Source organism: Massilia sp. KIM, from assembly GCF_002007115.1.
Taxonomy (GTDB): domain Bacteria; phylum Pseudomonadota; class Gammaproteobacteria; order Burkholderiales; family Burkholderiaceae_D; genus Telluria.
Genome location: NZ_MVAD01000001.1, coordinates 902,941 through 928,483 on the forward strand (window position 1 = coordinate 902,941; position 25,543 = coordinate 928,483).

At 67.2% G+C, this 25,543-nt stretch carries 22 protein-coding genes and 1 riboswitch; of the genes, 15 read left to right on the forward strand and 7 right to left on the reverse strand.

Annotation, left to right across the window (positions count from 1 at the left end; genetic code table 11):
• Positions 1-7 precede the first annotated feature (7 nt).
• On the forward strand, positions 8-496 hold the full coding sequence (locus B0920_RS04030) for a hypothetical protein (protein ID WP_078033281.1): 489 nt from the start codon (positions 8-10) through the stop codon (positions 494-496).
• Positions 497-743: 247 nt separating this feature from the next.
• Here the strand turns inward: B0920_RS04030 and B0920_RS04035 are convergent, their stop codons facing one another.
• Positions 744-2,507, reverse strand: coding sequence for a DUF885 family protein (locus B0920_RS04035; protein ID WP_078031271.1), 1,764 nt, complete (start codon positions 2,505-2,507; stop codon positions 744-746).
• A 210-nt stretch (positions 2,508-2,717) separates the two neighbouring features.
• Here B0920_RS04035 and B0920_RS04040 point away from each other — a divergent pair, with 210 nt between their 5' ends.
• From B0920_RS04040 to B0920_RS04055, 4 genes are all read left to right on the forward strand, one after another.
• On the forward strand, positions 2,718-4,067 hold the full coding sequence (locus tag B0920_RS04040; protein WP_078031272.1) for an ATP-binding protein: 1,350 nt from the start codon (positions 2,718-2,720) through the stop codon (positions 4,065-4,067).
• A gap of 148 nt (positions 4,068-4,215) precedes the next feature.
• Entirely contained in the window at positions 4,216-4,605 is a 390-nt protein-coding gene (locus B0920_RS04045) for a hypothetical protein (protein ID WP_078031273.1), read from the forward strand.
• The gene (locus tag B0920_RS04050) at positions 4,602-6,071 is read left to right on the forward strand and encodes an ATPase domain-containing protein (protein ID WP_078031274.1); all 1,470 of its coding nucleotides are present in this window, start codon (positions 4,602-4,604) and stop codon (positions 6,069-6,071) included. The genes B0920_RS04045 and B0920_RS04050 overlap by 4 nt, the downstream gene beginning before the upstream one ends.
• Before the next feature lie 8 nt (positions 6,072-6,079).
• Positions 6,080-7,441: an ATP-binding protein gene (locus B0920_RS04055; protein ID WP_078031275.1), complete on the forward strand. Its 1,362-nt coding sequence runs from the start codon at positions 6,080-6,082 to the stop codon at positions 7,439-7,441.
• 66 nt (positions 7,442-7,507) lie between these two features.
• On the opposite strand, the gene B0920_RS04060 is transcribed toward B0920_RS04055, so the two are convergent.
• Positions 7,508-8,254, reverse strand: coding sequence for a glucose 1-dehydrogenase (locus B0920_RS04060; protein ID WP_078031276.1), 747 nt, complete (start codon positions 8,252-8,254; stop codon positions 7,508-7,510).
• A gap of 131 nt (positions 8,255-8,385) precedes the next feature.
• On the opposite strand from B0920_RS04060, the gene B0920_RS04065 reads away from it, so the two are divergent.
• Together B0920_RS04065 and B0920_RS04070 are read left to right on the forward strand one after the other, a co-directional pair.
• The gene (locus B0920_RS04065; protein WP_078031277.1) at positions 8,386-9,255 is read left to right on the forward strand and encodes a LysR family transcriptional regulator; all 870 of its coding nucleotides are present in this window, start codon (positions 8,386-8,388) and stop codon (positions 9,253-9,255) included.
• A gap of 197 nt (positions 9,256-9,452) precedes the next feature.
• The gene (locus B0920_RS04070; RefSeq protein WP_179119089.1) at positions 9,453-9,890 is read left to right on the forward strand and encodes an SgcJ/EcaC family oxidoreductase; all 438 of its coding nucleotides are present in this window, start codon (positions 9,453-9,455) and stop codon (positions 9,888-9,890) included.
• An 82-nt stretch (positions 9,891-9,972) separates the two neighbouring features.
• On the opposite strand, the gene B0920_RS04075 is transcribed toward B0920_RS04070, so the two are convergent.
• Complete coding sequence (locus B0920_RS04075) at positions 9,973-11,181, reverse strand: pyridoxal phosphate-dependent aminotransferase (RefSeq protein ID WP_078031279.1); 1,209 nt, start codon at positions 11,179-11,181, stop codon at positions 9,973-9,975.
• An 82-nt stretch (positions 11,182-11,263) separates the two neighbouring features.
• Positions 11,264-12,766: a peptide MFS transporter gene (locus B0920_RS04080; protein ID WP_078031280.1), complete on the reverse strand. Its 1,503-nt coding sequence runs from the start codon at positions 12,764-12,766 to the stop codon at positions 11,264-11,266.
• Positions 12,767-12,936: 170 nt separating this feature from the next.
• Here B0920_RS04080 and B0920_RS04085 point away from each other — a divergent pair, with 170 nt between their 5' ends.
• The 3 genes from B0920_RS04085 (at position 12,937) to B0920_RS04095 (ending at position 17,841) form a co-directional block, all read left to right on the forward strand.
• Positions 12,937-13,968 (forward strand): amidohydrolase family protein, encoded by a 1,032-nt coding sequence (locus tag B0920_RS04085; RefSeq protein WP_078031281.1) that lies wholly within the window; start codon positions 12,937-12,939, stop codon positions 13,966-13,968.
• 150 nt (positions 13,969-14,118) lie between these two features.
• Positions 14,119-15,309: a hypothetical protein gene (locus B0920_RS04090; RefSeq protein WP_078031282.1), complete on the forward strand. Its 1,191-nt coding sequence runs from the start codon at positions 14,119-14,121 to the stop codon at positions 15,307-15,309.
• A gap of 141 nt (positions 15,310-15,450) precedes the next feature.
• Entirely contained in the window at positions 15,451-17,841 is a 2,391-nt protein-coding gene (locus B0920_RS04095; protein WP_078031283.1) for a TIM-barrel domain-containing protein, read from the forward strand.
• 88 nt (positions 17,842-17,929) lie between these two features.
• On the opposite strand, the gene B0920_RS04100 is transcribed toward B0920_RS04095, so the two are convergent.
• Complete coding sequence (locus tag B0920_RS04100) at positions 17,930-18,556, reverse strand: LysE family translocator (protein WP_078031284.1); 627 nt, start codon at positions 18,554-18,556, stop codon at positions 17,930-17,932.
• Between the two features lie 94 nt (positions 18,557-18,650).
• On the opposite strand from B0920_RS04100, the gene B0920_RS04105 reads away from it, so the two are divergent.
• On the forward strand, positions 18,651-20,837 hold the full coding sequence (locus B0920_RS04105; protein WP_078031285.1) for a metallophosphoesterase: 2,187 nt from the start codon (positions 18,651-18,653) through the stop codon (positions 20,835-20,837).
• A 31-nt stretch (positions 20,838-20,868) separates the two neighbouring features.
• Here the strand turns inward: B0920_RS04105 and B0920_RS04110 are convergent, their stop codons facing one another.
• Together B0920_RS04110 and xth are read right to left on the reverse strand one after the other, a co-directional pair.
• The gene (locus B0920_RS04110) at positions 20,869-21,210 is read right to left on the reverse strand and encodes a hypothetical protein (RefSeq protein WP_078031286.1); all 342 of its coding nucleotides are present in this window, start codon (positions 21,208-21,210) and stop codon (positions 20,869-20,871) included.
• A gap of 3 nt (positions 21,211-21,213) precedes the next feature.
• Positions 21,214-22,002: an exodeoxyribonuclease III gene (gene xth, locus B0920_RS04115; RefSeq protein ID WP_078031287.1), complete on the reverse strand. Its 789-nt coding sequence runs from the start codon at positions 22,000-22,002 to the stop codon at positions 21,214-21,216.
• Positions 22,003-22,191: 189 nt separating this feature from the next.
• Between xth and B0920_RS04120 the strand changes: the two genes are divergently transcribed.
• Genes B0920_RS04120 through B0920_RS04135 form a run of 4 tightly spaced genes read left to right on the forward strand, consistent with a single transcriptional unit; the run spans position 22,192 to position 25,183 of the window.
• Positions 22,192-23,022, forward strand: coding sequence for an ABC transporter substrate-binding protein (locus B0920_RS04120; RefSeq protein WP_078031288.1), 831 nt, complete (start codon positions 22,192-22,194; stop codon positions 23,020-23,022).
• Between the two features lie 23 nt (positions 23,023-23,045).
• Positions 23,046-23,741, forward strand: a complete 696-nt coding sequence (locus B0920_RS04125; protein WP_078031289.1) for an amino acid ABC transporter permease — start codon at positions 23,046-23,048, stop codon at positions 23,739-23,741.
• 7 nt (positions 23,742-23,748) lie between these two features.
• Positions 23,749-24,441, forward strand: coding sequence for an amino acid ABC transporter permease (locus B0920_RS04130; RefSeq protein ID WP_078031290.1), 693 nt, complete (start codon positions 23,749-23,751; stop codon positions 24,439-24,441).
• A gap of 13 nt (positions 24,442-24,454) precedes the next feature.
• On the forward strand, positions 24,455-25,183 hold the full coding sequence (locus B0920_RS04135) for an amino acid ABC transporter ATP-binding protein (RefSeq protein WP_078031291.1): 729 nt from the start codon (positions 24,455-24,457) through the stop codon (positions 25,181-25,183).
• Positions 25,184-25,401: 218 nt separating this feature from the next.
• Positions 25,402-25,490, forward strand: a riboswitch (cyclic di-GMP riboswitch).
• The last annotated feature ends 53 nt before the right edge of the window (positions 25,491-25,543 follow it).

Below are 25,543 nucleotides of genomic sequence, written 5' to 3' on the forward strand. Positions count from 1 at the left end.
TTGCATGATGGTGGCCGCCCTGGGCGCGGCCTGTTTCGTTTCGCCCGCCGCCAGCGCGGATGAGTGGTTCACCAAGATCGACCCCGCGCCCAAGCGCGAGTTCTGGCTCGACACGGGCTTCTACACCGCCCACTTCGACAGCGACAAGGACCTGAACGGGGCCAACAAGGGGCTGGGAGCGGAGTACCGCTTCAACGGCACCATGGCCGCCACCGTGGGGCGCTTCCACAACAGCGACCGGCAGTGGTCGAACTACGCGGGGGTGATCTGGCAGCCTTATGCGCTGGGGCCGGTGCGGGTGGGGCTGGCGCTGGCGGCCTTCGACGGCTATCCGAAGATGCGCGACGGCGGCTGGTTCCCGGCGGCGATCCCGACCCTGACCTACGAGTACCAGCGCGTGGGGCTGAACGTGGGCATCATCCCGAACTACAAGGACCGTTTGTACGGCGGGATTTCCTTCCAGCTGAAGTTCAAGCTGTTTGACGGGAGCAAGTGAGAACGAAGGGGGCGCGAATCTCTATGCGGAAGGGCGGCGCGCTCGCGCCCGTGCAGTCAAGTCAGCCGCAAAACCGTCGTCCCGGCGCAGGCCGGGACCCAAGTTTGCGTGCGTGTCCGCGCAAGCGAACTTGGGTTCCGGCCTGCGCCGGAACGACGTGCAGGCGCCAACTTTGGAAAAACTGCCGCGATGCACCTCGTTTTCCCGCGTAAAACTTCATCTTACGTGCTGACCCATCCCGCCGCCATCACCCCCCGACCTCCTTCGGATAGGGCGACTTCCCACCCTCCGCGATGAAGGTATCGATGCGCTGCTGCAGTACCGGCAGCGGCACCGAGCCGAGCTGCAGCACCGTATCGTGGAAGTGCCTGATGTCGAATTTCTCCCCCAGCGCCTTCTCCGCCCGCGCCCGCGCCTCCTGGATCGCCATCTGGCCCAGGTAGTAGGACAGCGCCTGGCCCGGCCAGGAAATGTAGCGGTCGACCTCGGTCTCCACCTCGTGCCGCGCCAGCGCCGTGTTCTCCATCAGGTAGGCCTGGGCCTGCTCGCGCGTCCAGCCCTTGGCGTGGATGCCGGTGTCGACCACCAGGCGCGAGGCGCGCCAGGCCTGGTAGCTGAGCATGCCGAAGTGCTCGTAGGGCGTCTCGTAGATCCCCATTTCCACGCCCAGGCGCTCCGAATACAGGGCCCAGCCCTCGCCGAAGGCGGAGATATAGGCGCGGCGGAAGGGCGGCACGCCTTTCTGCTCCTGGGCCACCGGCATCTGGAAGGCGTGGCCCGGGGCCGACTCGTGCAGGGTCAGGGCCGGCAGGCTGTAGAGAGCGCGCGCCGGCAGGTTGTAGGTGTTGACCCAGTAGGCGCCCGGACCGCCGCGCCCGGCGGTGTAATAGGGCGCCTGGTCGTCCGGCACCGGCAGGATGGCGAAGCGGCGGCGCGGCAGGTAGCCGAAATACTGGTCGGCCTTGGCGTCGAACTTCTTGGCGATCCAGGCCGCGCGCATCAGGAGTTCTTCCGGCGTCCTGGCGTAGAAGCGCGGGTCGGTGCGCAGGAACTGCAGGAAGGCGGGCAGGTCGCCGCTGAAGCCGGCCTTCTTCATGGTCTCGTGCATCTCGGCGCGGATCTTGGCCATCTCGGCCAGGCCGATGGCATGGATCTGCTCCGCCGTCAGGTTCGTGGTGGTGTACTCGACGATCTTCGACTGGTAGTAGGCCTTGCCACCCGGCATGCTCTCGGCGGCCAGGGTGCTGCGCGCCTTCGGCACGTATTCGCCCACGAAGTAATCGAGCACTTTGGCGTAGGCGGGCTGGACCCGGTCGCGGATCGCCGTCCGCGCCTGGGCGCGCAGGGACTCCTGCTCGGCCGCCGGAATGCTGGCCGGCATCTCGCGCAGGGGCGTGTAGAACACGGTCTCTTCCGGCGTTTTCGCCCTGGCCACCGAGACGATGGTGCTCTCGCGCCCGCTTAGGGTGACTTTCGGCGGCGTGAAGCCGCGCGCCAGCCCGGCGCGCATATTGGCCAGTTCCTGGTCAAAATACGCCGGCAGATTATTTAGCTGGGAAATGTAGTTACGGTAATCCGCAAACGTCTTGAAGGGCCGCCGGGCGGTGTAGGTGATGTCGGTCCAGAACGCGCTGTCGGCGTTGACCGGCTGCTCGTATTCGCGAAAGCGCTGGGCTTCGACCAGGGCGGCGATCTGGGCGCGGTAGACCGCGAAGTCGATGCGCCTGGCGGGCGACAGATCGGCCGGCCGGATCGCGTCGAGCTGCTGCAGGATGCCTTCCCAGTAGACGCGGCGCGCTTCCTGGGCCGGCGCGTCGGCGCGGGCAAGGACCGGGCTGACGCCGGGCTCGTCCTCGTCGACGGCCAGCTTTTCCGCCACCCGCCACTTCCATTCCTTGGTGTAGATCGCCTTGAAGCGCGTGTCCGCGCTGCTTGCCGCCTGGGCAGGCCCCAGCGCAACCCCCAGCACCACGCAAGCCGTCGCGACGACGGCACCCAGCCTCAGTTCCATACTCCTCCCGCCTTCATCAAGAGCACGATTGCTCGTGTGCATCTTAGCCGGGAAACGGGCGCTTGGATATGCATCAAGCCAGCACGGCCTAATGTGCGTTGGCGACCAGACGAAGCAGCAGGGCGCGGTAAATATAGCGAATTGGTAGGGTGCGCCTGTAATACGCGGCCGCCTTGCCCGACCATGAACAGCGGAGACAGGCACAGGACGATGGCGAAGTACGGCGAATCCAATGGCGGCTCGGAACAGCGGGCCCTGAGCGGCGAGGAGGGCCTGGCGGGCGCCTTGCCCGAGCAGGCCCTGCGCAAGCACGTGGCCTCGCTCGAAGCCGAGCTCGGCCACCTGCGGGTGCTGGCGCGCGAACGTCACGAACTGATGCACGAAGTGGAAGAGCTGCGCCGCCAGAAGCACGAACTCCTGAACGCCACCAGCCAGCGCCAGAACGAATTCCTGGCCATGCTGGCCCACGAGCTGAGAAATCCCCTGGCGCCGCTGAGCATGTCGGCCAGCCTGCTTGACGGCATGGCCGCCAGCGACGCGCAGGCAGGCCAGGTGGGCCAGGTGGCGCGCGTGATCCGGCGCCAGGTCGACCACATGGCCCATCTGCTGGACGACCTGCTGGATGCGGCCCGCATCAGCCGCGGCAAGATTTCGCTCACGGTCCAGCCCCAGTCCCTGGCGGATGCCGTCGAACAGGCGCTGGAGACCGTGGGCCCGCGCCTGCGCGAGCGGCGCCAGCACCTGGAGCTGGCGCTCGCGCCCGAGCGCCTGGTGGTGGAAGGCGACCCGGTGCGCCTGACCCAGGTGTTCACCAACCTGCTCAGCAATGCCTCCAAGTACACGGGCGACGGCGGCCGCATCCGTCTCAGCGTGCAGCGCGAGGGCGACAAGGCCCTGGTGGTGGTCGAGGACGACGGGGCCGGGATCGCGCCCGATGTGCTGCCCAGGATCTTCGACCTGTTCACCCAGGGCCCGCGCAGCCTGGCGCGTTCCGAGGGCGGGCTGGGCGTGGGCCTGAGCGTGGTGCGCAACCTGGTCAGCATGCACGGCGGCACGGTCGACGCCTGCAGCGCCGGGCTGGGGCAGGGCAGCCGCTTCACCGTGCGCCTGCCCCTGTCCAGCGCACCGCCGCAGCGTCCTCTGGAAGCCGGCGCCGACGGCGGCGAGCGGCCCGCGCGCATCCTGCTGGTCGAGGACAACCCGGACGCCTGCGAGACCCTGGGCATCCTGCTGCGCATGGCCGGACACGAGGTGGAGACGGCGGCCGACGGCATGGCCGGGCTGGCGCGCGCCCGCGACGGCGACTTCGACGTGCTGATCTGCGACATCGGCCTGCCCGGCATCGACGGCTACCGTGTGATCGAGGGGGTGCGCGCGGCCAACGGTTCTGGGCGGCCGTTCGCGATCGCCTTGTCGGGCTATGGCCAGGCCGAAGACCGCGAGCGCGCCCACGCGGCGGGCTTCGACCGTTACCTGGTCAAGCCCGCGATCCCCGAAACCCTGCTCAAGCTGGTGACGGAAGCGCACGGTGCCGGTGGCGCCGCGCGCACGAATGCATGATCTTTATTGTTTTACATTTATTGCAGTAAATTGTTAAAACAACCGCTATAATCGGGCGGTCCGTCCGCGACCGCGCGACGAATCGCTCAGCAACGCGTGCTTGGACTTTCAATGACCATTTCGGCAGCAATTGTGTCGCGACTCAGCCATGATGACGAGTGACAGCGAACCCGGGCGTCCCGAAGGACACGCCCATCTCATCCAGTCGTGGCGGCGCCTCGCCGACCAGCTGGGACCGCTAATCGGCGATAATGGGTTTTGCGCCCTGTTCGGCCGCGCCTGCCGCGTCGTGGGTCCAGAGCACTGCTGGCTCGCCGACACGCCGCCCTGCAAGGCGCGCGACAAACAGATCACGGCACTCGACACCATGTTGGCGAGCGTCGCACCTGAGCAAGCTCAGGCGGCGCACGCTGCCCTGCTCCAGACGTTCACCGAATTGCTGGCGGCTTTGATCGGCCAGGCGTTGGCCTCACGTTTACTCGACGCCGCCCTGCACGAGGGAGATGCGCGGAAGAATGCACAGGAGCACAAGGAATGACGGATAAAGTAACCCTCGGAAAATTGAGCACTGGCGTGCCAGGGCTCGATGTTCTCTTGGGCGGCGGGCTGAGCGAGTTCTCCTTCAACCTCATCGCGGGCGCGCCCGGATGCGGCAAGACGACCCTGGCGCACCAGATCATGTTCGCCCTCGCGACAACCGAGCGCCGCGCCCTGTTCTTCACCGTGCTGGGCGAGCCGCCCCTGAAGATGCTGCGCTACCAGCAGCAATACAGTTTCTTCGAGCTGGACAAGGTCGGCTCGGCGATCCGCTACGTGAACCTGGCCGACGACCTGCGCGCCGGCGACTTCAGCGGTGTGCTGGAGCGCATCATGAAGGAAGTCGAGGACTTCGCCCCCAGCCTGGTGTTCGTCGATTCCTTCCGTTCGGTGGCCCAGACCGCCCGCGCCGGCAACGAGGGCGTGGCCGACCTCCAGCACTTCATCCAGGAACTCGGCACCCGCATGACCAGCTGGCAGGCGACCACCTTCCTGATCGGCGAATACATGCACAGCGAAGCCGAGGCCAACCCCATCATGACCGTCGCCGACGGCATGATAGCGCTAGCCCAGGTGCATGAGGACAGCACCGTGGTGCGCAAGATGCGCGTGGTCAAGATGCGCGGCCACGCCCACGTCGCGGGTTCGCACACCTTCCGCATCACCGGCGACGGGATCCGTGTCTATCCGCGCATGCTGCCGCCCCTGTCCGAGGACCGCCATCCGGGCCATCCGGTGGACCGCGCGCCGCGCCGCATCCCGACCGGCGTGCCGGACCTGGACGCCATGCTGCACGGCGGCCTGCCGCAAGGCCACTCGCTGCTGGTGAGCGGTCCCAGCGGCTGCGGCAAGACCATCCTCGGCACCCGCTTCCTGCAGGAGGGCGTGCGCCGCGGCGAGAAGGGTGTCGCGGTGTTCTTCGAGAAGGGCGTGTCGCGCCTGCGCAATGCGGAGCTGGCGCAGGTGGTCCAGAGCGGCGCTGTGACTGTGGTGGAAAGCCGCATAATCGACCTCACCGTGGACGAACTGGTCGACGCGCTGGACGAGGCGATCGAGCGCACCGGCGCGCAGCGGGTGGTGATCGATTCCCTGTCCGAGATGGCGCTCTACCTGGCGCCGGAAGGGCGTTCTCAGCTGCGCACGGTGGTGTTCCGCATGCTGGCCTCGCTGGCGCGGCGCGGGGTGACCACGGTGGTCACGATGGGCATCGACGACGACTTCAGCCAGTTCAAGGTCAGCCAGGCCGACATCGCCTACCTCACCGACGCCATCTTGGTGATGCGCTACGGCGAGAACGACGGGCTGATCCGCAAGTTCATCTCCGTCGTCAAGGTGCGCGGCTCCGGCCACAGCACCGAGCTGCGCGAATACGCGATCACCGACGACGGCATCGAAATCCAGCCCCAACGCACCGAATTCGAAGGCGTGCTGCACGGGGTACCCAAGGCGCCCGGCGCCAGAAGCTGAGGCCACGCATGACGACGTTCCAGGGAGAAGACAAGGCCTCGCTGCAGCGTTCGTCGGCGAACGACGGTATCGGAGACACCCTGCAGCCTTTCGATCAGATGCTGCTGCGGCGGGTCGCGGCGCTGGAGGCGGACAATGCGCTGCTGCGGCGCGAGGCCGGCGAGCGCGAGGAGCTGGCGCTGCTGGTCGAGCAGCTGCGCGAGGCCAACGGCAACCTGGTGCTGGCCGCCGTCAACGCCCAGAGCTCGCGCGATGACGCCGAGGAGACCAACCGGCGCCAGAACGAATTCCTGGCCATGCTGGCGCACGAGCTGCGTAATCCGCTGGTGCCGATCAGCATGTCCGCCAGCCTGCTGGAGCGCGCCATCGGCGGCGCCGGCCAGGAAACCCGCCTGACCCAGGTGATCCAGCGCCAGGTCGACCACATGGCGCACCTGCTGGACGACCTGCTGGATGCCGCGCGCCTAAGCAGCGGCAAGATCACCCTGGGCATCCAGGCGCTCGACCTGCGCGCCGTGATCGGCCAGGCGGTGGAGACGGTCCAGCCGCGAATCCGCGAGCGCGACCAGCAGTTCGAGCTGCAGTTGCCGCCCCATCCGGTGATGGTGGACGGCGACCAGGTGCGCCTGACCCAGGTGTTCACCAACCTGCTCGGAAATGCCTCGAAATACACCCAGGACGGCGGCTGGATCCGGCTCGAGGTGCGCTGCGCGGACGAGGTGGTGGTGACGGTAGCCGACAACGGCACCGGCATGGAAGCGTCCACCATCACCCGCGTGTTCGACCTGTTCAGCCAGGGGCCGCGCTCGCTGGCGCGCTCGGAAGGCGGCCTCGGGGTCGGCCTGAACGTGGTGCGCAACCTGGTCGGCATGCATGGCGGCAGCGTCACCGCCTCCAGCCCGGGGCTCGGCGCGGGCAGCAGCTTCACGGTGCGCCTGCCGCTCTCGCACTCGCACGTGCCGGCCGCGCCGGTTGTGCAGGAGCCGGCCCAGCACGGCGCCGCGCGCCGCATCCTCGTCGTCGAAGACAATGTCGACGCCTGCGAGGTGCTGCGCATGCTGCTCGAGCTGGAGGGGCACGCGGTCGACGTCGCCCATGACGGCCATGCCGGCCTGCGCATGGCGCTGGGGGCGCGCTACGACGCGATCGTGTGCGACATCGGCTTGCCCGGCATCGACGGCTACGAATTGATGAGCCGCCTGCGCGCCGGCCAGGACGGCGGCGGTCCGCTCGCCGTGGCCTTGTCCGGCTACGGCCACGCCAACGACCGCGAGCGCGCAAAGGAGGTCGGCTTCGACCGCTACCTGGTCAAGCCGGTGGGGCCGGATGCGCTGATGGAAGCGCTGGAGAAGGCCGCCGCGACTGGCTAGGTGCGGCCGGCCAGGTGCGGCCGGCGAGGTGCGACCGGCGAGGCCTCCGCTCCAGATGCAGTGAGATCAGCGCATGCCGCCCGAGCCCAGAATGATTTCCCCGGTCACCCAGCGGGCGTCGACCGATGCGAGGTAGGACACGATCGGGGCGATGTCCTCTACCTGCCCGATGCGGCCGAGCGGGGTCAAGCTCTCGTTCCAGGCCTGGAACTCGGAGCCGATCGCCCCGGCGGCGTGGCTGCCTTCGGTTTCGACCAGCCCGGGACTCACGGCGTTGACGCGGATGCCGCGCGGTCCGAGTTCGCGTGCGAGCACGCCGGTGATGGCGTCGATCGCTCCCTTGGTGCCGGTGTAGATGGCGCTTTCGACCGGGAGCACGCGCGTGACGTTGGAACTGATGTTGACGATGCTGCCGCCCCGCTCCAGAAACGGCGCGGCGGCGCCGGCGACCAGCAGGGCGCCGAGGACGTTGATATCGAACTGCTTGCGGTAGAGCGCTTCCGTGGTGTCCTCGATTCTGGCGAATTCATAGACGCCGGAATTGTTCACCACGATGTCCAGGCGGCCGAAACGGGCGATCGCCGACTTGACCAGGGCGTCGACTTCCTCTTTCCGGGTGACGTCCGCAGCCACCGCGATGGCCTCGCCACCGGCGGCCTCGATGTCGGCCACCACCTTGTCCGCGCCGCTCCTGCTCGAGACGTAATTGACGACCAGTTTGGCGCCCTCGGCCGCGAGCTGACGGGCGATGCCGGCGCCTATCCCTTTGGACGCGCCAGTGACGATGGCGACTTTGCCTTTCAACTTGTGCATGTCGTGTGCTTTCCTGATGCGGCCGGCCCGGGATGGGCCGGCACGATGAGGCGACATCGTCCTATGTACAGGATTGTTTGGGAACTGCCATTCCTGTATATTTCGCGTACATTTTTGTACGGATATTCAAGATGGAATGGAGCGACGTCCGGATCTTCCTGGCGGTGGCGCGCGGCGGCTCGTTCGGCGAGGCGGCGCGGACCCTGGGTGTCAGCCATCCGACGGTGGGTCGCCGGATCAAGGCCCTCGAAGTCGAGGCCGAGCAGGCGCTGTTTCGCAGGACCACGGACGGTCTGGTGCTCACGGACGCCGGCGACGGCGTGATGGCGCTGGCGGAAGCGATGGAAAATTCCGCGCTGGCCATGGAAAGGCGGCTCGCGGGGAACCACGAGCGCCTCGAAGGGATCCTGCGGATCTCGTCGGCGGAGTGGTTCGCCGGCCACGTGCTGGCGCCGGTGCTGGCGGAGTTGACGCGCCGCCATCCGGCCGTCGTGCCCGAGGTGATCGCCAGCCACCGTTTGCTCAATCTCTCGCGCCGCGAGGCCGACGTGGCTTTTCGCATCGTGCCCTTCAGCGAGCCGGACATCGTGCAGCGGCGCCTGATGCGCGTGGCCTACGGCCTGTATGGCACGGCCGATACGGCTGCCGCCCTGCACGAGGATCCGGCGAGCGTCGGGCTGATCCTGATGAACACGGCGCAGTCGCACTTCCCCGATGTCGCCTGGCTGCTCGACCGCTTCCCGGGGTCGCGGCGGGTCTTCACCAGCACCAGCCGCGCCGTCCAGGCCCAGATGTGCCTGCGCGGCCTGGGCATCGCCGTGCTGCCCCGGCCGCTTGGCGATGCGCTGCCGGGCCTGCAGGCCATCACGATGCCGGACCAGCCGCCAGGCAGGGATATCTGGGTCGGCTACCACCAGGACCTGCGGCACATGGACCGGCTGCGGGCCATGCTGGATATCGCCGAGAGCATGCTATCGCAAGGTGCGAGCGCAGCGGATTGAGCCTGGCTTCCAATGCCGCCGGCGGTTTCATCGCTGCGCCCTGACGCCGGTCGGCGACTCCGTCCGCCGGCCCAGGCGCGCATTCGTGCGGCGCGGCGTTGCCCGTTGTGCGACGCAGCTGCGCACGGTATGGCGCTAGTCCACCGCGCAAGGCCATCGCATAATGTTCAGGTCCAAACACCCAAGGATCAAGCATCGTGAAAAGCCTCGCCAAACCTGTCAGCGGCAACCCGACCGATGTCTTGGCCCATGCCGAGATCGAGCACTTACTTCGCGCCTATGAGAGCGCGCTGAACGCCTCGGACGTCGATGCGGTCATGACGGTGTTCGCCCCTGACGGGGTATTCATGGCCCCGAACAGCGTGTCGACGGTAGGCGCCGCAGCGATCCGTACTGCGTACGAGGGCATTTTCCGTACCATCGCATTCGATACCGAGCTCACGGTCGAGGAGGTGGTGCAACTTGCTCCAGGATGGGCCTTTGCGCGGACGAGTTCGAATGGCCGGGTTACGCTGAATGCGCTCGCGCAGCAGGTCCCGGACGCCAATCACGAACTATTCATCCTCCAGAAAGACGACGCGGCGTGGAAGATCGCCCGCTATGCCTTTGCCTCGACCAGGCCCGTAGCCCAGTAAACGGCAGCGCCTCACCAAGTGGCTGTATAACGCCGTGCAGGTCCGCCTCGCGCCGGCTGGGCGCGCTGCCCGTCGAGGGGAGTCATGGGCGCAACAGCAGTTCGAGGCGACCGACGGCCTCCACGATGCGCTCGTATTTGGTCGCATACGAAAAGCGCACGTGGCGCGCCGGCGCCGCGAAGCCGAAATCGTCGCCCGGCACGATGGCCACGTGGGCGTCCTCCAGCACCTTCATGCTGAAAGCCGCGCTGTCGCCGCGCTGCGGGTGGTCGAGGCTGGCAATGTCGGCGTACACGTAGAAGGCGCCGTCCGGCATCACCGGCACCGTGAAGCCCAGCTCGCGCAGGGCCGGCACCAGGTAGTCGCGGCGGCGCTGGAACTCGCGCCGGCGCTCCTCGAAGATCGCCAGCGCCTCCGGGGTGAAGCAGGCCAGGGCCGCATGCTGGGCCACGGTGGGCGCGCAGATGAAGAGGTTCTGGGCCAGCTTCTCGAACACCGGCACCAGTTCCTCCGGCACCACCAGCCAGCCCAGGCGCCAGCCGGTCATGTTGAAATACTTGGAGAAGCTGTTCACCGTGATGACCTGGTCGTCCATCGCCAGCGCGCTGACCGGACGATGGTCATAGGACAGGCCCTGGTAGATCTCGTCGACGATGGCGAAGCCGCCACGCGCACGCACGGCGTCCACCATGGCGCGCAGCTGCTCCGGGGTCATCGAGGTCCCGGTCGGGTTCGAGGGCGAAGCCACCAGCACCCCGCGGGTGCGCGCGCTCCAGTATTCGGCCACGTGGGCGCTGCTCAACTGGTAGCGGTCGTCGCTGGAAGAGGGCACCAGCACCGGGCTGCCGCCGAAGGCGGACACGAAATGGCGGTTGCAGGGGTAGCAGGGGTCCGGCATCAGGACTTCGTCGCCCTCGGCCACCAGGGCGGCGCAGGCCAGCAGCAGGCCGGCCGAGGCGCCGGCGGTGACCACGATGCGGCGCGGATCGATGTCCAGCCCGTGCACGGCGGCGTAGTGGCCGGAGATGGCCTCGCGCAGTTCGCGCAGGCCGAGCGAATCGGTGTACTGGGTGACGCCGCCGCGGATCGCTTCCATCGCGGCCTGCGCCACGATCTCGGGCGCGGTGAAGTCGGGTTCGCCGACGCTCATGCTGATGACATCATGGCCGGCGCGTTTTAGCTCGCCGGCCGCCTTGACCATTTCCATGACGCGGAAGGGTTCGATGGCGTGGACGCGGCCCGCGAGCTGGAGGGCGCGCGCCGCCTGTTGTTCGGTGCTGGTGAGGGTCATGCGGATGTGCTGGGCAAGAAAGAGAAGGCCATCTTACAAGAATGCGGGCCGGCGCGCGCGCCGGCGCCGCAAGCGCCAGGCTTCAGGCCTGCGCGTGATGGGTCGCGGTCAGCCTGCGCATCAGGGGCAGGGCGGCCAGCGCGATCAGGGTGCAGGCGATGGCCGCCACGCCCAGCTTGTTGAACAGGCCGGTATAGACCGGCAGGGTCTGGAGCGGATCGGTGATTCCTTGCGGAACGCTGGCCAGGTTGGCCACCACCCCGCCCAGGTATTGCGAAATGCCGACGCCCACGTAATAGGCGCCCATCATGAAGCCGCCCATGCGCGCCGGCACGTAGCGCGCGATCATGGCCAGGCCCAGGCCGCTGACCAGCAGCTCGCCGAGCGAATACAGGCCATAGCCGGCGATCATGATCCAGGACGAGGTGAGCCCGTTCACCGCGAAGCGGCCGGCCACGCCGTAGGTGAAGAAACCGGCCGCCACCACCGCGAAGCCGAGCGCGAACTTGGCCGCGATCGACAAGTCCCTGCCGCTTTTCCCCGCCCGCGTGTACAGCCAGGCCAGCACCGGGCTCAGCACCATGATCCAGATCGCGTTCAGCGCCTGGAACTGGGCCGGCGACCAGGTGAACAGGTGGGCGCCGAAGAGCCGGAAGTCGAGGTCGACATTGCGCAGTGCGAACAGGGACAGCGAGGTCGACATCTGCTGGTAGAAGATGAAGAAGAACACGGTCTGCAGGGTCAGCACCAGGGCCGCCACCAGGCCGGCGCGCTCGCTCGGCTGGCTGGAACGGATCAGGTGCAGGAAGATGCCCAGCACCACGAAGCCGGCCAGGTAGACGAAGGCGCGCGCCAGGGCCTGGTATTCGAGGATGAGGGCCGAGGCGGCGACCGCCACCAGTGCGCCGCCCAGCACCGCGGCCAGCTTGCGCAGGTCGAGCGGGCGGGCGTCCGGCGGCGAGCCGATGTGGGCGACGGTGGCGCGCAGCACGGTGACGGTCAGCAGGCCCACCATCAGGCCGACACTGCACACGGCGAAGGCCACGTGCCAGCCGAGCTCGCCGCCATGCGCGGCGTTGACGTAGTCCTTGATCGCCGGCGTGGCCAGCATCGACACGGTCGAGCCGACGTTGACCGCCATGTAGTACAGGGTGAAGGCGCTGTCGATCCGGGAATCGTCGCCCTCGTAGATCTTGCGCACCAGGTTGGCCGTGTTCGGCTTGAACAGGCCGTTGCCGACCACGATCACGCCCAGGGCCGAAAAGGTGAACCAGGTATTGGTGGTGGGCACCGCCATCAGGCCATAGCCCAGGGTCAGGATTATGCCGCCAAGCAACATGCAGCGGCGGGTGCCCAGCACCTTGTCGCCGATCCAGCCGCCGATGGCGGGCGCGACGTAGATCAGGGCGGCCGCGGCGCCCCAGACCAAGTTGGCGCGTCTGTCCTCGAAACCGAGGCGCTGCACCATGAAGTACACGATCAGCGCCTGCATGCCGTAATAGCCGAAGCGCTCCCACAGCTCGATCAGGGCGATGGTGAGAAAAGAGCGGTTCTGGCTCACGGCCGGAATGGTTTGCCTGTCCATACGTTTCCCGGAAAATGTGACCGCCGGGAAAGGCCGGCGGAAAGGGGGCGATGCTACGCCCTCTGCATGGAACATGCAATCTTGACAGGGCAGGGCCACAATGCGCTACCATGCATCGCTGGCCGCTTGCGCCGGGTCAGCACCGTATTGATTTCCAGTCGAGGTTTTGCATGAGGCGAGGTTTTACCGAAAAGGGGCGCAGGTCGCGCGTGGCGTCCTGCGCCGTCCTAGGCGCGACCCTGGCGCTGTGGGCCGGCGCCACGCTGGCCGACACCGGCCGCGCGGTTCCGCCGGCGCCCGCCGCCGACCATCACCAGCATGTGTTCAGTCCCGCCGCCGCAGCCTGGATGTCGGCCGCCACCGGCAGCCTGCGCGCCGTCATGGCGGACGAACTGGTGGCCGATCTCGACGCCGCCGGCATCGGCCGCGCCGCCGTGCTCTCGGTCGCCTACGTGTACGGCAATCCGGAGCGCACCATCGACGACGAATACGAGCGGGTGCGCGACGAAAACGACTGGGCCGCGGCCCAGGCCGCGCGCTATCCGGACCGCCTGGTGGCCTTGTGCAGCTTCAACCCGCTGCGCGACTACGCCTTGCTGGAACTGGCGCGCTGCGCCAGCAGCCCGGGTTTCGGGCGCGGCATCAAGCTGCATTTCGGTCATTCCGACGTCCAGCTGGACGATCCTGAGCACCTGGTGCGCATGCGCCAGGTGTTTCGCGCCGCCAATGCACGCGGGATGGCGATCGTGGTCCACCTGCGCGGCGGCGGGCCGGAACGGCGCGCCTATGCCGTCGAACAGGCGCGGCTGCTGATGGAGCAGGTGCTGCCCTTCGCGCCGGACGTGCCGGTGCAGGTGGCCCAGGTGGCGCCCTCGGCGCCCCGGCCCGGTTCGGCCGCGCCCGCGCCGACCTACGCCGCCATGGCCGTGCTGGCCGAAGCCGCGGCGCGCCGCGACCCGCGCGTGCGCCAGGTCTGGTTCGACCTGTCTTCGGTCACCCAGGCCGAGCTGCCGCCGGCCGACGCCCGCCGCCTGGTGCGGCGGCTGCGCGAGGCCGGCCTGGAGCGGGTGCTCTACGGTTCCCACGCCGCCCCCGGCGACGCCCTGGCCCCGCCGGACGGCTGGGCCGCCTTCCTGCGCCTGCCGCTGACCGAGGCCGAGGCCTCGCGTGTGGCGCGCAACGTCGCCCCTTACCTGCGCTGAGCGCTGACGGTCCGCCACGGCCTGGCAGGCCGGGGCGGCGACCGCCTGTCCGTACTTACAGTTTCGCGACATTCTCGGGACAATTCCTCCGAATATGCGTGAACCTTGCTCCATAGAATCCTGTCATCACAACAACATCAGGATTCGCACATGCACCACTCCATCACACCGGGCGCGCTGGCGCTGGCCGGCGCTTTGCTGCTGGCTGGTTGCGGCGGCGGTACGGACGACCCCCATGCCGATCTGCCGGCCGTCTCGCGCGTCGAGGTCCTGTCGAGCGCCAAGCGCGGCATGGAAAGCATCGTCGTGCGCGGCGGCAGCGCCTATGTGTCGCTGGCCAACAGCGCAACCGAAGGCTCGGCCGTGCTGAAGGCGACGCTGCCGATCAGCGCCCGTTCGTCCTGGACGGTGGTGCCGCTCGGCAATTGCGGCCTGGGCCCGGTCGGCGAGTTCATCGTACGCTCACCCAAGCTCAAGATGGCGGGCGAGACCATGTGGCTGATGCAGCCCAGCGATGGCGGCGAGGAGCATTCGACCTGCACGATGGCGCCCCAGGCCACGTCCTTCGCCCCGGCCGACCAGGGCTTGCGCGCCTGCACCGGCGACTTCTGCACCACGCTTTGGATGACCGACTTGAAGGCGGTCGGCAACCGCCTGTACAGCAATGCAGGCGCCGGCGAGAACGTGCTCACGTCTGGCGACGGCGGCGCCAGCTGGCGCGTGGTGCGCGGCCAGTTCGACTCCATGGTCTGCACCCACACCTCCTTCCATGTCATCGGCGACCGTCTGCTGGTCGGCGGCGAGTGTCCGCTGGACGACGCCTTCCTGGACGCCTACCAGTTGAGCGCGGACGGCGCGTCCTTGCTCAAGCCCGAGAAGCTGCCCATGAGCAAGCCAGTGCTGGAGAACCGCAATATCCAGTTCATTGAATCGATTCCCGGGACCCAGCGCGTCTTCGTCGGCGTCGAGGGCGGCCTGCTGCGCAGCGAGGACGGCGGCAAGAGCTTCAAGTTCGTGATCCACAACCCGGTGAACGGCAACCTTGCCTATCCCTACATCAAGTCCTTCATCTCGCTCAAGGCCAGCCCGGACACCATCCTGGTAGGCGGCTTCGACAAGCGCAACGGGAAGCCCTACCTGGCCTATTCGCGCGACGCCGGCGGCACCTGGACCGACCTGTCGGCCAGCTTGCCGAACTACGCCGCCCCGGCCGGCGACAATGGCGAGCACGGGCTCATCACCGACATCGCCGAGGACGCCGAAGGCCGCATCCTGATCACCTACAACGAGCGCTTCGAGACCGAGGGCCGCTTGCTGCAGCTGAGCCTGGGTCGCCGCTGACCGGCCCGCAGCGGGACCCAGGGCTGCGGTCCATGCGTCCCGTATGAAACAAAACTACATCGGCGGGCGGAATTCTGTCATGCTCTCGTCTGCGGCGGTCCTGAGCCGCCGCATGTTTACAACAACAACGACAGCGACGACATGACAACGACACCGATTGCCCGCCTGGCGCTGTGCCTCCTGGCCAGCCCGCTTGCCTTCGCCCAGAACGCCGACCGCCAGCTCCAGGGCGTCACGCGCGACCAGAACACCCTCGAGATCGCCACCAGCGACGGCCGCTACCTGATCCGTCCGTACTCCAGCAACATCGTCGAGACCACCTTCGTGCCGCGCGGCGAGCGCGCCGATTCGGCCTCGCACGCAGTGGTGCTGCCGCCGGCCCCGGTCGCCGCCACCCTGAAGGACGAGGGCGGCCGCCTGACCTACGCCACCGAAGGCATCACGGTCACCATCGACAAGCAGCCGTTCCGCATCAGCTATGCCTACAAGGGCAAGCCGCTGGTGGCCGAGAAGCGCGGCTACGCCAGGGGCGAGCTGGAAACGATCGAGTTCGCGCTGGAAGACGGCGAAGCCCTGTACGGCGCCGGCGCGCGCGCGGTCGGCATGAACCGGCGCGGCAACCGCTTCCGCCTGTATAACAAGGCCGACTACGGTTACGGGGCCCGCTCCGAGTTGTTGAACTACACGATTCCGGTGGCGCTGTCCTCCAAGAAGTACGCGATCCACTTCGACAATCCGCAGACCGGCTGGCTCGATTTCGACAGCCGCCGCGACGGCACCCTGCGCTACGAGGTGATCGGCGGCCGCAAGACCTACCAGGTGGTGGCCGGCGAGAGCTGGGACGAGGTGATGGACGGCTACACCCGCCTGACCGGGCGCCAGCCGCTGCCGCCGCGCTGGGCCTTCGGCAACTTCGCCAGCCGCTTCGGCTACAAGACCGAGGCCGAGACGCGCGCCGTGGTCGACAGGTTCGCGCAAGAGAAGATTCCGCTCGACGCCGTGGTGCTCGACCTGTACTGGTTCGGCAAGACGGTCAAGGGCACCATGGGCAACCTGGACTGGGACCGCGACAGCTTCCCCCAGGCCGAGCAGATGATGGCCGACTTCAAGAAGAAGGGCGTCAAGACCGTGGTCATCACCGAGCCCTTCGTGCTCACCACCTCGAAGCGCTGGCAGGAAGCGGTCGAGCGCCAGGTGCTGGCCACCGACAAGGCCGGCAAACCCTACGTCTATGACTTCTACTTCGGCAACACCGGCCTGATCGACATCTACAAGCCGGAAGGCCGCGACTGGTTCTGGAATATCTACAAGGGACTGAAGGCGGGCGGCGTCACCGGCTGGTGGGGCGACCTGGGCGAGCCGGAGATGCATCCCTCCGACCTGGTGCACGCCGCCGGCACCGCCGACCAGGTCCACAACGTCTATGGCCACGACTGGGCGCGCCTGATCGCCGACGGCTACCGCAAGGAGTTCCCCAACGAGCGCCCCTTCATCCTGATGCGCGCCGGTTACTCGGGCTCGCAGCGGCACGGCCTGATCCCCTGGTCGGGCGACGTCAGCCGCGGCTGGGGCGGCCTGCAGTCGCAGATGGAGATCGCGCTCCAGATGGGCATGCAGGGCCTGGCCTACATGCACTCCGACCTGGGCGGCTTCGCCGGCCCTGTGCAGGACGACGAGCTCTACGTGCGCTGGCTGCAGTACGGCGTGTTCCAGCCGGTGTTCCGTCCGCATGCCCAGGAAGCCGTGCCGTCCGAGCCGGTGTTCCGCAAGGAGCGCACCAAGGTGCTGGCGCGCGAGGCGGTGTGGCTGCGCTACGCCATGCTCCCGTATAACTACACCATCGCTTTCGACAACAGCCGCACCGGCATGCCGCTGATGCGTCCCCTGATGTTCGTCGAGACCGACCAGGACAAGCCCTTCGACCGCTCCACCACCTACCTGTGGGGCCCGGACTTCCTGGTCGCGCCGGTGGTGCAGCCGGGAGCGACCCGTTCCGAGGTCTACTTCCCGACCTCGAGCCAGGTCTGGTTCGATTTCCATACCGGCGAAGCGCATCGCGGAGGCGTGCTGGAAATCGTCAAGCCGGAGGAGGCGCACATCCCGGTCTACGTGCGCGCGGGCGCCTTCATCCCGATGGCCAAGGTCGCCCAGACCACGCGCGACTACGACAGCCGCCGCATCGACCTGCACTACTACCATGACGCCTCGGTGGCCTCCTCGAACGGCAAGCTGTACGACGACGACGGCGAAACCGCGGACGCCTACGACAAGGGCCAGTACGAGATCGTGCGCTTCGCCAGCCGCTACGCGGACGGGAAGCTGGAGATCGGCTTCGAGACCGAGACCGGCAAGGCCTACAGCGCCGCGCCGCGCGCGTTCACGCTCAAGGTCCACAACGTCCAGGCCAAGCCGCGCAGCGTGCGCATCGACGGCAAGGCGGCTGCCTTCAACTGGAACGGCAAGCACCAGCTGCTCGAAGTGGCCGTGCCGGCGAAGAAAGGGCAGTCCGCGACAGTAGCGATCGGCCTGTAATCCTCCTGCCCCTGGCAGTGAAACCGGCGTTCCGGCGCGGCCGACCAGGGCCGCGCCGCAGCCCCGTGTGCCAGGGGCGCAGTCCGCGCTAGCGCGCCACGATCAGGCGCAGCCCCAGGCCGATGAAGATCGCGCCGGCCACTCGGTCCAGCCACATCCCCGCGGTCGGCGTGCGATTGAGCCACTGACCGATCGCCCCCGAGAAATACCCCAGCAATCCAAACAGCACTGCCGCCTGCAGGGTGAACACCACCCCCAGCGCCGCCGTCTGCCAGTTCGCATCGCCGCGCGAAGCGTCCACGAACTGCGGCAGGAAGGACAGGAAGAACAGCACCACCTTCGGATTGATCGAGTTCGCCACCAGTCCCTTGACGAACAGTCGCCCCGGCGTCTCGTTCACGGCCCCGGCCGCGCCGACCTGGGCTCCGCCACGGCTGCGGATCGCCTGCCAGCCCATCCAGATCAGGTAGAGGCCGCCCGCCACCTTGAGGGCCGTGAAGGCCGCCGGCGAGGCGGCGATCAGCGCGCTCACCCCGATCACCGCCAGCACGGTGTGGTTGAGGCAGCCGAGCGCGCAGCCCAGGCCGAAGGCGATGCCGCGCGCGCGGCCCTTGGCGATGCCCAGGCTCAGGACCATCAGGTTGTCGGGGCCGGGCGAGAGGGTGATGAGGACGGCGGCGGCCAGGAAGCCGGCGAGTTGTTCAGGTGTCAGCATACGTTGGCATCGTTTCCATACTTGTCGGAATTGTCATTATACGGTCATGCAACAGTGCAACCATGCCGGCACTTTTCGACAACCGGAGTAATGCATGTCCCGTTTCGCCCCGAGCCGCCTCGGCCTTACCTTCGGCGCGCTGGCGCTGCTGGCCGCCTGCAGCAGCAGCGACGTTCCCGAGCCCGTCAAGACCGCGCCCGAGCAGCCACCCGTCTCGACCCCGACCCCAAGCCCGACCCCCGCGAGCACCAGCGTCGCCTTCATGTCGGACGTCCACTTCCACAACGTCTACGGCGACTTCAAGAGCACCCAGTTCGCCGGCATCCCGACCAGGGACGGCCGCAACGCGACCATCCGCACGATGTACGCGCAGCTGACCTCGACCCGCCTGTTCAACGAGAATTACTTCGCCTTCCGCGCCGCCCTCGACGACGCCTATGCGAAAGGCATCCGCCACGTCGCCTTCCCGGGCGACTATTCCGACGACGCCCAGCCGATGAACATCGACGGCATCGCCGAGGTGCTGAAGGAATACCAGGCCAAGGGCATGCGCTTCTTCCTGGCGCCGGGCAACCACGATCCGAACGAGCCCTTCGACGACCTGGAGGCGGGCAAGAACGACTTCCTGACCAAGGACGGCAAGGAGCAGAAGGTCTACGCGAGCTCGAACGCGGCCTGCGTGGCCAAGGACCCGGCCGTGGTCTGCACCGACCAGCTGATGGAGCAGGGCTACGAGAAGCTGATGGCCAAGCTGGGCGAATTCGGCTTCAACCCGAACAAGGCCGACCTGTACTGGGAAACCCCGTTCAGCAAGTACACCGGCAACAAGTACAGCTTCGAGGAAGCCCAGGCCCAGGCGGCCGTGAACAAGCGCGAGTTCGAGATCTGCGCCGAGGGTTCCGGCGGCGCCTACAAGGCGGCCGGCGAGGCCAAGCTGGGCAAGCCGTATACCAAGTGCGCGACCATGGTCGACAGCAGCTACCTGGTGGAGCCGGTGAAAGGCCTGTGGCTGCTCTCGATCGACGCCAACGTCTTCGTGCCGAACGCGAAGTTCGACCCCGCCAACCCGAAGAAATTCAGCGGCTATGACGGCGCCGGCAACGCCGGCTGGAACAAGGTGCTGACCCACAAGCTGCACCTCGTGGACTGGATCAAGAGCGTGAGCGCGCGCGCCAAGGCCGAGGGCAAGCAGCTGATGGCCTTCTCGCACTATCCGGTGATGGACTTCTACGCCAACCAGACCGAGGCCATGAAAGCCGCCTTCAAGCCGGGCGCCTTCCAGACCGCGCGCGTGCCCGACGCCGCCACCGCGGCCGGCGTGGCCGCGACCGGCCTGCGCATGCACGTGGGCGGCCACATGCACTTCAACGGCACCAACGACTTCCTCGATGCGAGCGGCAACTACCTGGTCAACGTGCAGTCGCCATCGCTGGCGGTCTACGGCGCGGCCTACAAGATCATCACTTACAAGGACCTGGACACCATCGACGTCCAGACCGTGGCCCTGAACTCGGTGGCGCGCTTCAACGAGCTGTTCCCCTACTACCAGGTCGAGAACGACTACCTGAAGGGCAGCACCCTGCCGGCCGACGTGGCCAAGCGCTGGGACCGCGCCATCCTCGACACCCGTTCGTACGGCGAATACACGCGCAATTATTTCGGCGAGCTGTCGCGCCTGCGCTTCATGGACGAGTACTGGCCTTGCGAGATGAAGGAAGCGGCGATGTCCCTGAACGGCAAGCAGATGCTGATCCTCTCGCAATTGCAGAGCAAGGTCACGCTGGCCCAGCTCAAGGACGTGCCGGGCGTGCTGCCGCTGACCGCTGCCTGCTTCGGCGCGGGCGCGGCGTCTGGTGCGCCGGTGGCCGCGAGCCAGCTCAACGCCGACTGGGCCGATGCCACCATGCGCGCCGAGAAGCTGGCGGGCAGCGCCGGCCTCACGCTGGACTCCTTCGCGAAGATCACGCCCTACGAGTTCTACGGCGACTTCCACCGCACCGTGTACGCGGGCGAGCTGGCGCTGCGCGACATGGGCACGGAGCGCGTGAGCCAGTACAAGGTGCTGATGAAGGCCTTCCCCGAGGCGCCGGCGGCGCTAGTACGGGTCGGCGACAAGCTCTCGGACCAGAACCCGGTGCAGGCCCCGTTCCAGCACCAGTTCAAGCAGGTGTTCGCAATCTTCAAGGGCCTGGGTTCGGCCAAGCCGAGCGACCACTTCACGATCGACCTGAAGGGCAAGAAGGTCGGCAATGCGAACGGTAACGGGCTGAGCTTCAACTGAGCCGGCTGCGCCGGCCCGACGGCCCCGCCATCTAGGTCGCTTCAAGCGCCCCGAGCGCCGCGTACCACGCGGCGTAGGGGGTGTTGGCGACCATCCGCCGGTTGAGGTCGGGGGCGCCGTCGCTCCACCACACCGGTCCGCGCTCGCCCAGGGCGCGCTTGGCCGCGTCGACGGCGGCGCGCGCCGTCTTTTCTCCCTCGGTGTCGCCGGCCTTCCGGGCCAGGCCGACGCGCCGCCTGGCCTCCATCAGTTCATGCACGAGCCGCTCGCGCAGCGCCGGGGCCAACGCGGGATCGCTGGAACGCCACAAGCGCCCGCGCACGACGAAGTAGCGGCCGTCCGGCGTGGTCGGGTAGGGCGGATGCCGGGACACGGCTCAGGGCTGGAGGGCGTCCAGGTCGAGCTCGATCCAGGTCGGCGCGTGGTCGCTGGGCTTTTCCCGCGCGCGCACGAACTTGTCGACCCCGGCCGCCTTGAGTGCCGGCGCCAGCGTGGGGCTGAGCAGCAGGTGGTCGATGCGCAGCCCGGCGTCGCGCCCGAAGGCGTCGCGGAAGTAGTCCCAAAAGGTATAGATGCGCTCGTCCGGGTGCATGGCGCGCAGCGAGTCGGTCCAGCCCTGGTCCACCAGCCGGTGGAAGGCCTCGCGGGTCTCGGGACGGAACAGGGCGTCGGTCAGCCAGCGTTCCGGCTTGTAGACGTCGATGTCGGTCGGCATCACGTTGTAGTCGCCGGCCAGCACCACCGGGATGTGCGCGTCCAGCAGTTCCTGGGCGCGCTTGATCAGGCGCTCGAACCAGGCCAGCTTGTAGTCGAACTTTGGCCCCGGCGCCGGGTTACCGTTCGGAAGGTAGAGGCAGCCGATCAGGATGCCGTTGTAAGCTGCCTCGATGTAGCGGCTCTGCTCGTCGCTTGGGTCGCCCGGCAGCCCCCGGTGGGTCTCCTGGGCCGGGCCGTCGCGGGTCAGGATCGCCACCCCGTTCCAGCTCTTCTGTCCGTGCCAGATCGCGTGGTAGCCGGCGTCGCGGATCGCCGCCTCCGGGAATTTTTCTTGCGGCGCCTTCAGTTCCTGCAGGCAGACCGCGTCCGGACGGCGTTCCTCGAGGTACTGGAGCAGGGCGGGCAGGCGGCTGGTGATACCGTTGACGTTATAGGTGACGAGCAGCATGGGGTCTCCGCATAGCTTGGTTGATGAGCATTGTGCCGCCGGCTTGGGGCCGCCGGCGCACGCGTCACCACCGGAAACTCGGCCTTTATAGCCAACTGAGCATTTTCTTATTGTAATTTATTCGTTTTGGCATATAAGCGCTTGCCTTATACTGCTGGGATCGAATATTTTTAGCTTTTGGAGCACTTCATGTTCAGCCGTCGTCACTTCGTCCTGGGCGCAATCGCCCTTTCCGCCCAGCTTGCCGCCGCCGGCGCACAAGCCGACCAGCTGGCGGACATCAAGAAAAAGGGCGAGATCGTGTTCGGCGTGCTCGGCACCGATGAGCCGAACAGCTTCATCGAACCCAAGACCCGCCAGCTGGTCGGCTACGAGATCGACCTGGCCACCGCCGTCGCAAAGAAAATCGGCGTCAAGCCGGTGTTCAAGCAGATGGCCGTGGCCGCCCGCATCCCCGAGCTGCAGCAGGGCCACGTCGACATCCTGGCCGCGACCCTGACTCACAACAAGGAGCGCGAAGCCCAGGTCGACTTCGCCCTGACCCACTTCGTCACCGGCTCGAAGGTCATGGTGCGCAGCGCCAGCGGCATCACCGCGATTGCCCAGCTGGCCGGCAAGAAGGTGGTCACGGTGCGCGGCGGCACCCAGGAAACCAATATCCGCAAGGCCGTGCCGAACGCCGAGGTGGTGACCTTCGAGAACACCCAGCAGGCTTTCCAGGCCCTGCGCCAGGGCAAGGGCATCGCCTACGTCAACGACGAATCCTCGCTGCTGGCCGACTACGGCAAGCTGGGGCCGGCCGCCAAGGGCTTCACCATCCTGCCGACCTCGATCGGCAACGAATCGATCGCGATGGGCCTGCGCAAGGGTGAGAAGAACCTCAAGGCGGTGGTCGACGAGACCCTGCGCGAGCTGGAAGCCAGCGGCCAGGCCGAGCAGCTGTTCAACAAGTGGTACGGCCCGGGCACCCGCGCCAACATCGCCAAGCGCGCGTTCAAGATCAGCACCGACAAGATCTGAGTCCTGCGTCCGAGTCCCGCATCTTGCAGTTTTTCGATCCGACCATCCTGCAGTCCGGCCAGTACCATGACTGGCTGGTGCAGGGCCTTGTCCTGTCGCTGCAGCTGACCGCGATCAGCTTCGTGTTCGCGCTGCCCTTCGGCGCGCTGGTGGCGCTGATGCGCACCTCGACCGCCGCGCCGCTGCGCGCCGCCGGCGCCGCGATCGTCGAGGGCATCCGCAACGTGCCCCTGCTGGCCCATCTGCTGTTCTGGTATTTCGCCTTTCCCGAACTGCTGCCGGAAGCGGCGCGCGAATTCCTGTACGCGCACAATCCGGAAGCGGTGTGCGCGGTGATCGCGCTCACGCTTTATAGCGGCGTGCACATGGCCGAGGACATCCGCAGCGGCATCCGCGCGGTGCCCGCCACCCAGCTCGAAGCGGCGCGTTCGCTCGGCCTCGGACGCATCCAGGCGGTGCGCCTGGTGCTGCTGCCCCAGGCCCTGCGCGCCTCGGTGCCGCCGCTGCTGTCGCAGACCGTCAACCTGTGGAAGGACACCAGCGTGGCCACCGTGATCGGCGCCGCCGAGATGATGTACCAGGCCGCGCGCGTGGAAACCGCGAGTTTCCGCAGCGTCGAGGCCTTCACCTTCGCGACCCTGGCCTACCTGAGCGTGTCGCTGCTGATCTCGCTGGCGGCCCACCTCTACCAGCGCCGTTATCCGGTCCGCCCGGCTTGAAGTCCACATGCTCGAACTGATCGATACCTACTGGCTGTACTTCCTGGTCGGCCAATATCCCGACGGTCCGCTTGGCGGCCTGAGCCTGACCGTGCTGCTGTCCGGCGCCGCGCTGCTGCTGGCCATGCCGCTCGGCCTGCTGCTCGGGATCGCGCGCGTCAGCAGCCATCGTCTGCTGAGCTGGCCGGTGGCGGCCGTGGTGCAGCTGGTGCGCGGGGTGCCGCTGCTGCTGGTGGTGTTCTGGGTTTACTTCTTCCTGCCGGCCGTGACCGGCGTGAAGACGGGGCAGGCCACCACCATGCTGCTGGTGCTGGTGCTGTTCGACAGCATCTACCTGGCCGAGATCGTCGCCGCCGGCATCCGCGCGCTGCCCAAGGGGCAGCTGGAGAGCGCACGTTCGCTCGGCCTGTCGTATCCGCAGGCGCTGCGCCTGGTGGTGCTGCCCCAGACCTTGCGCAACGGGCTGCCCTCGATCGTGAGCCAGCTGGTGTCGACCATCAAGGCCACCTCGCTCGGCTATATCATCGGCCTGTCGGAAGTGTCCTTCATCGCCACCCAGGTCAACACCCTCGTGTTCACCCAGGCGGTCGAGGTCTACCTGATCCTGGCGCTGAGCTATTTCATCCTCTGTTTCGGCCTCTCGCGGCTGGCCTTCCTGCTCGAGCGGCGCCTGCAGCGCAGGGCCGTGCAGGCATCCTAAAGGACGCATCGCTATGATCGTGCTCGATCAAGTCAACAAGTGGTACGGCGACTACCACGCCCTGCGCAGCGTGAGCGCGCGCGTGGAGAAGAACGAAGTGGTGGTGGTGTGCGGGCCCTCGGGTTCGGGCAAGTCGACCCTGATCCGCACCCTCAACCGGCTCGAGGAGATCGACGGCGGCCGCATCGAGATCGACGGTCGCGACATCCATGCCAAGGGGCTGGACGTCAACCAGCTGCGCGCCGGGATCGGCTTCGTGTTCCAGCACTTCAACCTGTTCCCGCACCTGACGGTATTGGAGAACTGCACCCTGGCTCCGGTCCAGCTCAAGCGCGCCAGCGCCGCCGAAGCGCGCGCCTATGCGCTCGAACTGCTGGAGCAGGTGGGCCTCGCGCACAAGCGCGACGCCTATCCGAACGCACTCTCGGGCGGCCAGCAGCAGCGGGTCGCGATCGCGCGCGCCCTGGCGATGCGTCCGCCCATCATGCTGTTCGACGAGCCGACCAGCGCCCTCGATCCCGAGATGGTGGGCGAGGTGCTGCAGGTCATGCGCAAGCTGGCCCATGGCGGCATGACCATGGTCTGCGTGACCCATGAGATGGGGTTCGCGCGGGAAGTGTCGGACCGGGTGCTGTTCATGGCCGAGGGCGAGATCCTGGAGCAGGGTACGCCCGAGGCCTTCTTCACCCGGCCGCAGCACCCGCGCGCCCAGCAGTTCCTTGCGGACCGCAATGCGACCTGAAAGATGGTCGGAGAACAACCATTAGTAACCGCAATGCATCACAGTTTCAATTCTGAACACAGCTGTGGCATATACTGCAATGTTGTTCTCCGTCACGCGGTCTTCAGAGGAGAGAGCATAATGTCGACCCTTTGGAATAGGTGATCAAAAGAAACTTTTACCCGATTTGATTGAAACCGGTTGTCACACGGAATTTTTCCCCCTATACTCGGCTCAGCATCTGAAAAGGGCAAACTCCGCGAAAGCGGAGGACGCAAAGTCAACGGTCTAATGAGCCTTCGGGCTCGATGACGGCAGGACTGCCAGAAAACCGACCCGAGTGCCTGCTGAACGCATTGCGTTCGTGCGCCGTCGTGTTCG

Coding starts and splice junctions, on each gene's coding strand:
- B0920_RS04030 (WP_078033281.1), top strand. CDS start 8: ATGGTGGCCGCCCTGGGCGCGGCCTGTTTCGTTTCGCCCGCCGCCAGC.
- B0920_RS04035 (WP_078031271.1), bottom strand. CDS start 2,507: ATGGAACTGAGGCTGGGTGCCGTCGTCGCGACGGCTTGCGTGGTGCTG.
- B0920_RS04040 (WP_078031272.1), top strand. CDS start 2,718: ATGGCGAAGTACGGCGAATCCAATGGCGGCTCGGAACAGCGGGCCCTG.
- B0920_RS04045 (WP_078031273.1), top strand. CDS start 4,216: ATGATGACGAGTGACAGCGAACCCGGGCGTCCCGAAGGACACGCCCAT.
- B0920_RS04050 (WP_078031274.1), top strand. CDS start 4,602: ATGACGGATAAAGTAACCCTCGGAAAATTGAGCACTGGCGTGCCAGGG.
- B0920_RS04055 (WP_078031275.1), top strand. CDS start 6,080: ATGACGACGTTCCAGGGAGAAGACAAGGCCTCGCTGCAGCGTTCGTCG.
- B0920_RS04060 (WP_078031276.1), bottom strand. CDS start 8,254: ATGCACAAGTTGAAAGGCAAAGTCGCCATCGTCACTGGCGCGTCCAAA.
- B0920_RS04065 (WP_078031277.1), top strand. CDS start 8,386: ATGGAATGGAGCGACGTCCGGATCTTCCTGGCGGTGGCGCGCGGCGGC.
- B0920_RS04075 (WP_078031279.1), bottom strand. CDS start 11,181: ATGACCCTCACCAGCACCGAACAACAGGCGGCGCGCGCCCTCCAGCTC.
- B0920_RS04080 (WP_078031280.1), bottom strand. CDS start 12,766: ATGGACAGGCAAACCATTCCGGCCGTGAGCCAGAACCGCTCTTTTCTC.
- B0920_RS04085 (WP_078031281.1), top strand. CDS start 12,937: ATGAGGCGAGGTTTTACCGAAAAGGGGCGCAGGTCGCGCGTGGCGTCC.
- B0920_RS04090 (WP_078031282.1), top strand. CDS start 14,119: ATGCACCACTCCATCACACCGGGCGCGCTGGCGCTGGCCGGCGCTTTG.
- B0920_RS04095 (WP_078031283.1), top strand. CDS start 15,451: ATGACAACGACACCGATTGCCCGCCTGGCGCTGTGCCTCCTGGCCAGC.
- B0920_RS04100 (WP_078031284.1), bottom strand. CDS start 18,556: ATGCTGACACCTGAACAACTCGCCGGCTTCCTGGCCGCCGCCGTCCTC.
- B0920_RS04105 (WP_078031285.1), top strand. CDS start 18,651: ATGTCCCGTTTCGCCCCGAGCCGCCTCGGCCTTACCTTCGGCGCGCTG.
- xth (WP_078031287.1), bottom strand. CDS start 22,002: ATGCTGCTCGTCACCTATAACGTCAACGGTATCACCAGCCGCCTGCCC.
- B0920_RS04120 (WP_078031288.1), top strand. CDS start 22,192: ATGTTCAGCCGTCGTCACTTCGTCCTGGGCGCAATCGCCCTTTCCGCC.
- B0920_RS04130 (WP_078031290.1), top strand. CDS start 23,749: ATGCTCGAACTGATCGATACCTACTGGCTGTACTTCCTGGTCGGCCAA.
- B0920_RS04135 (WP_078031291.1), top strand. CDS start 24,455: ATGATCGTGCTCGATCAAGTCAACAAGTGGTACGGCGACTACCACGCC.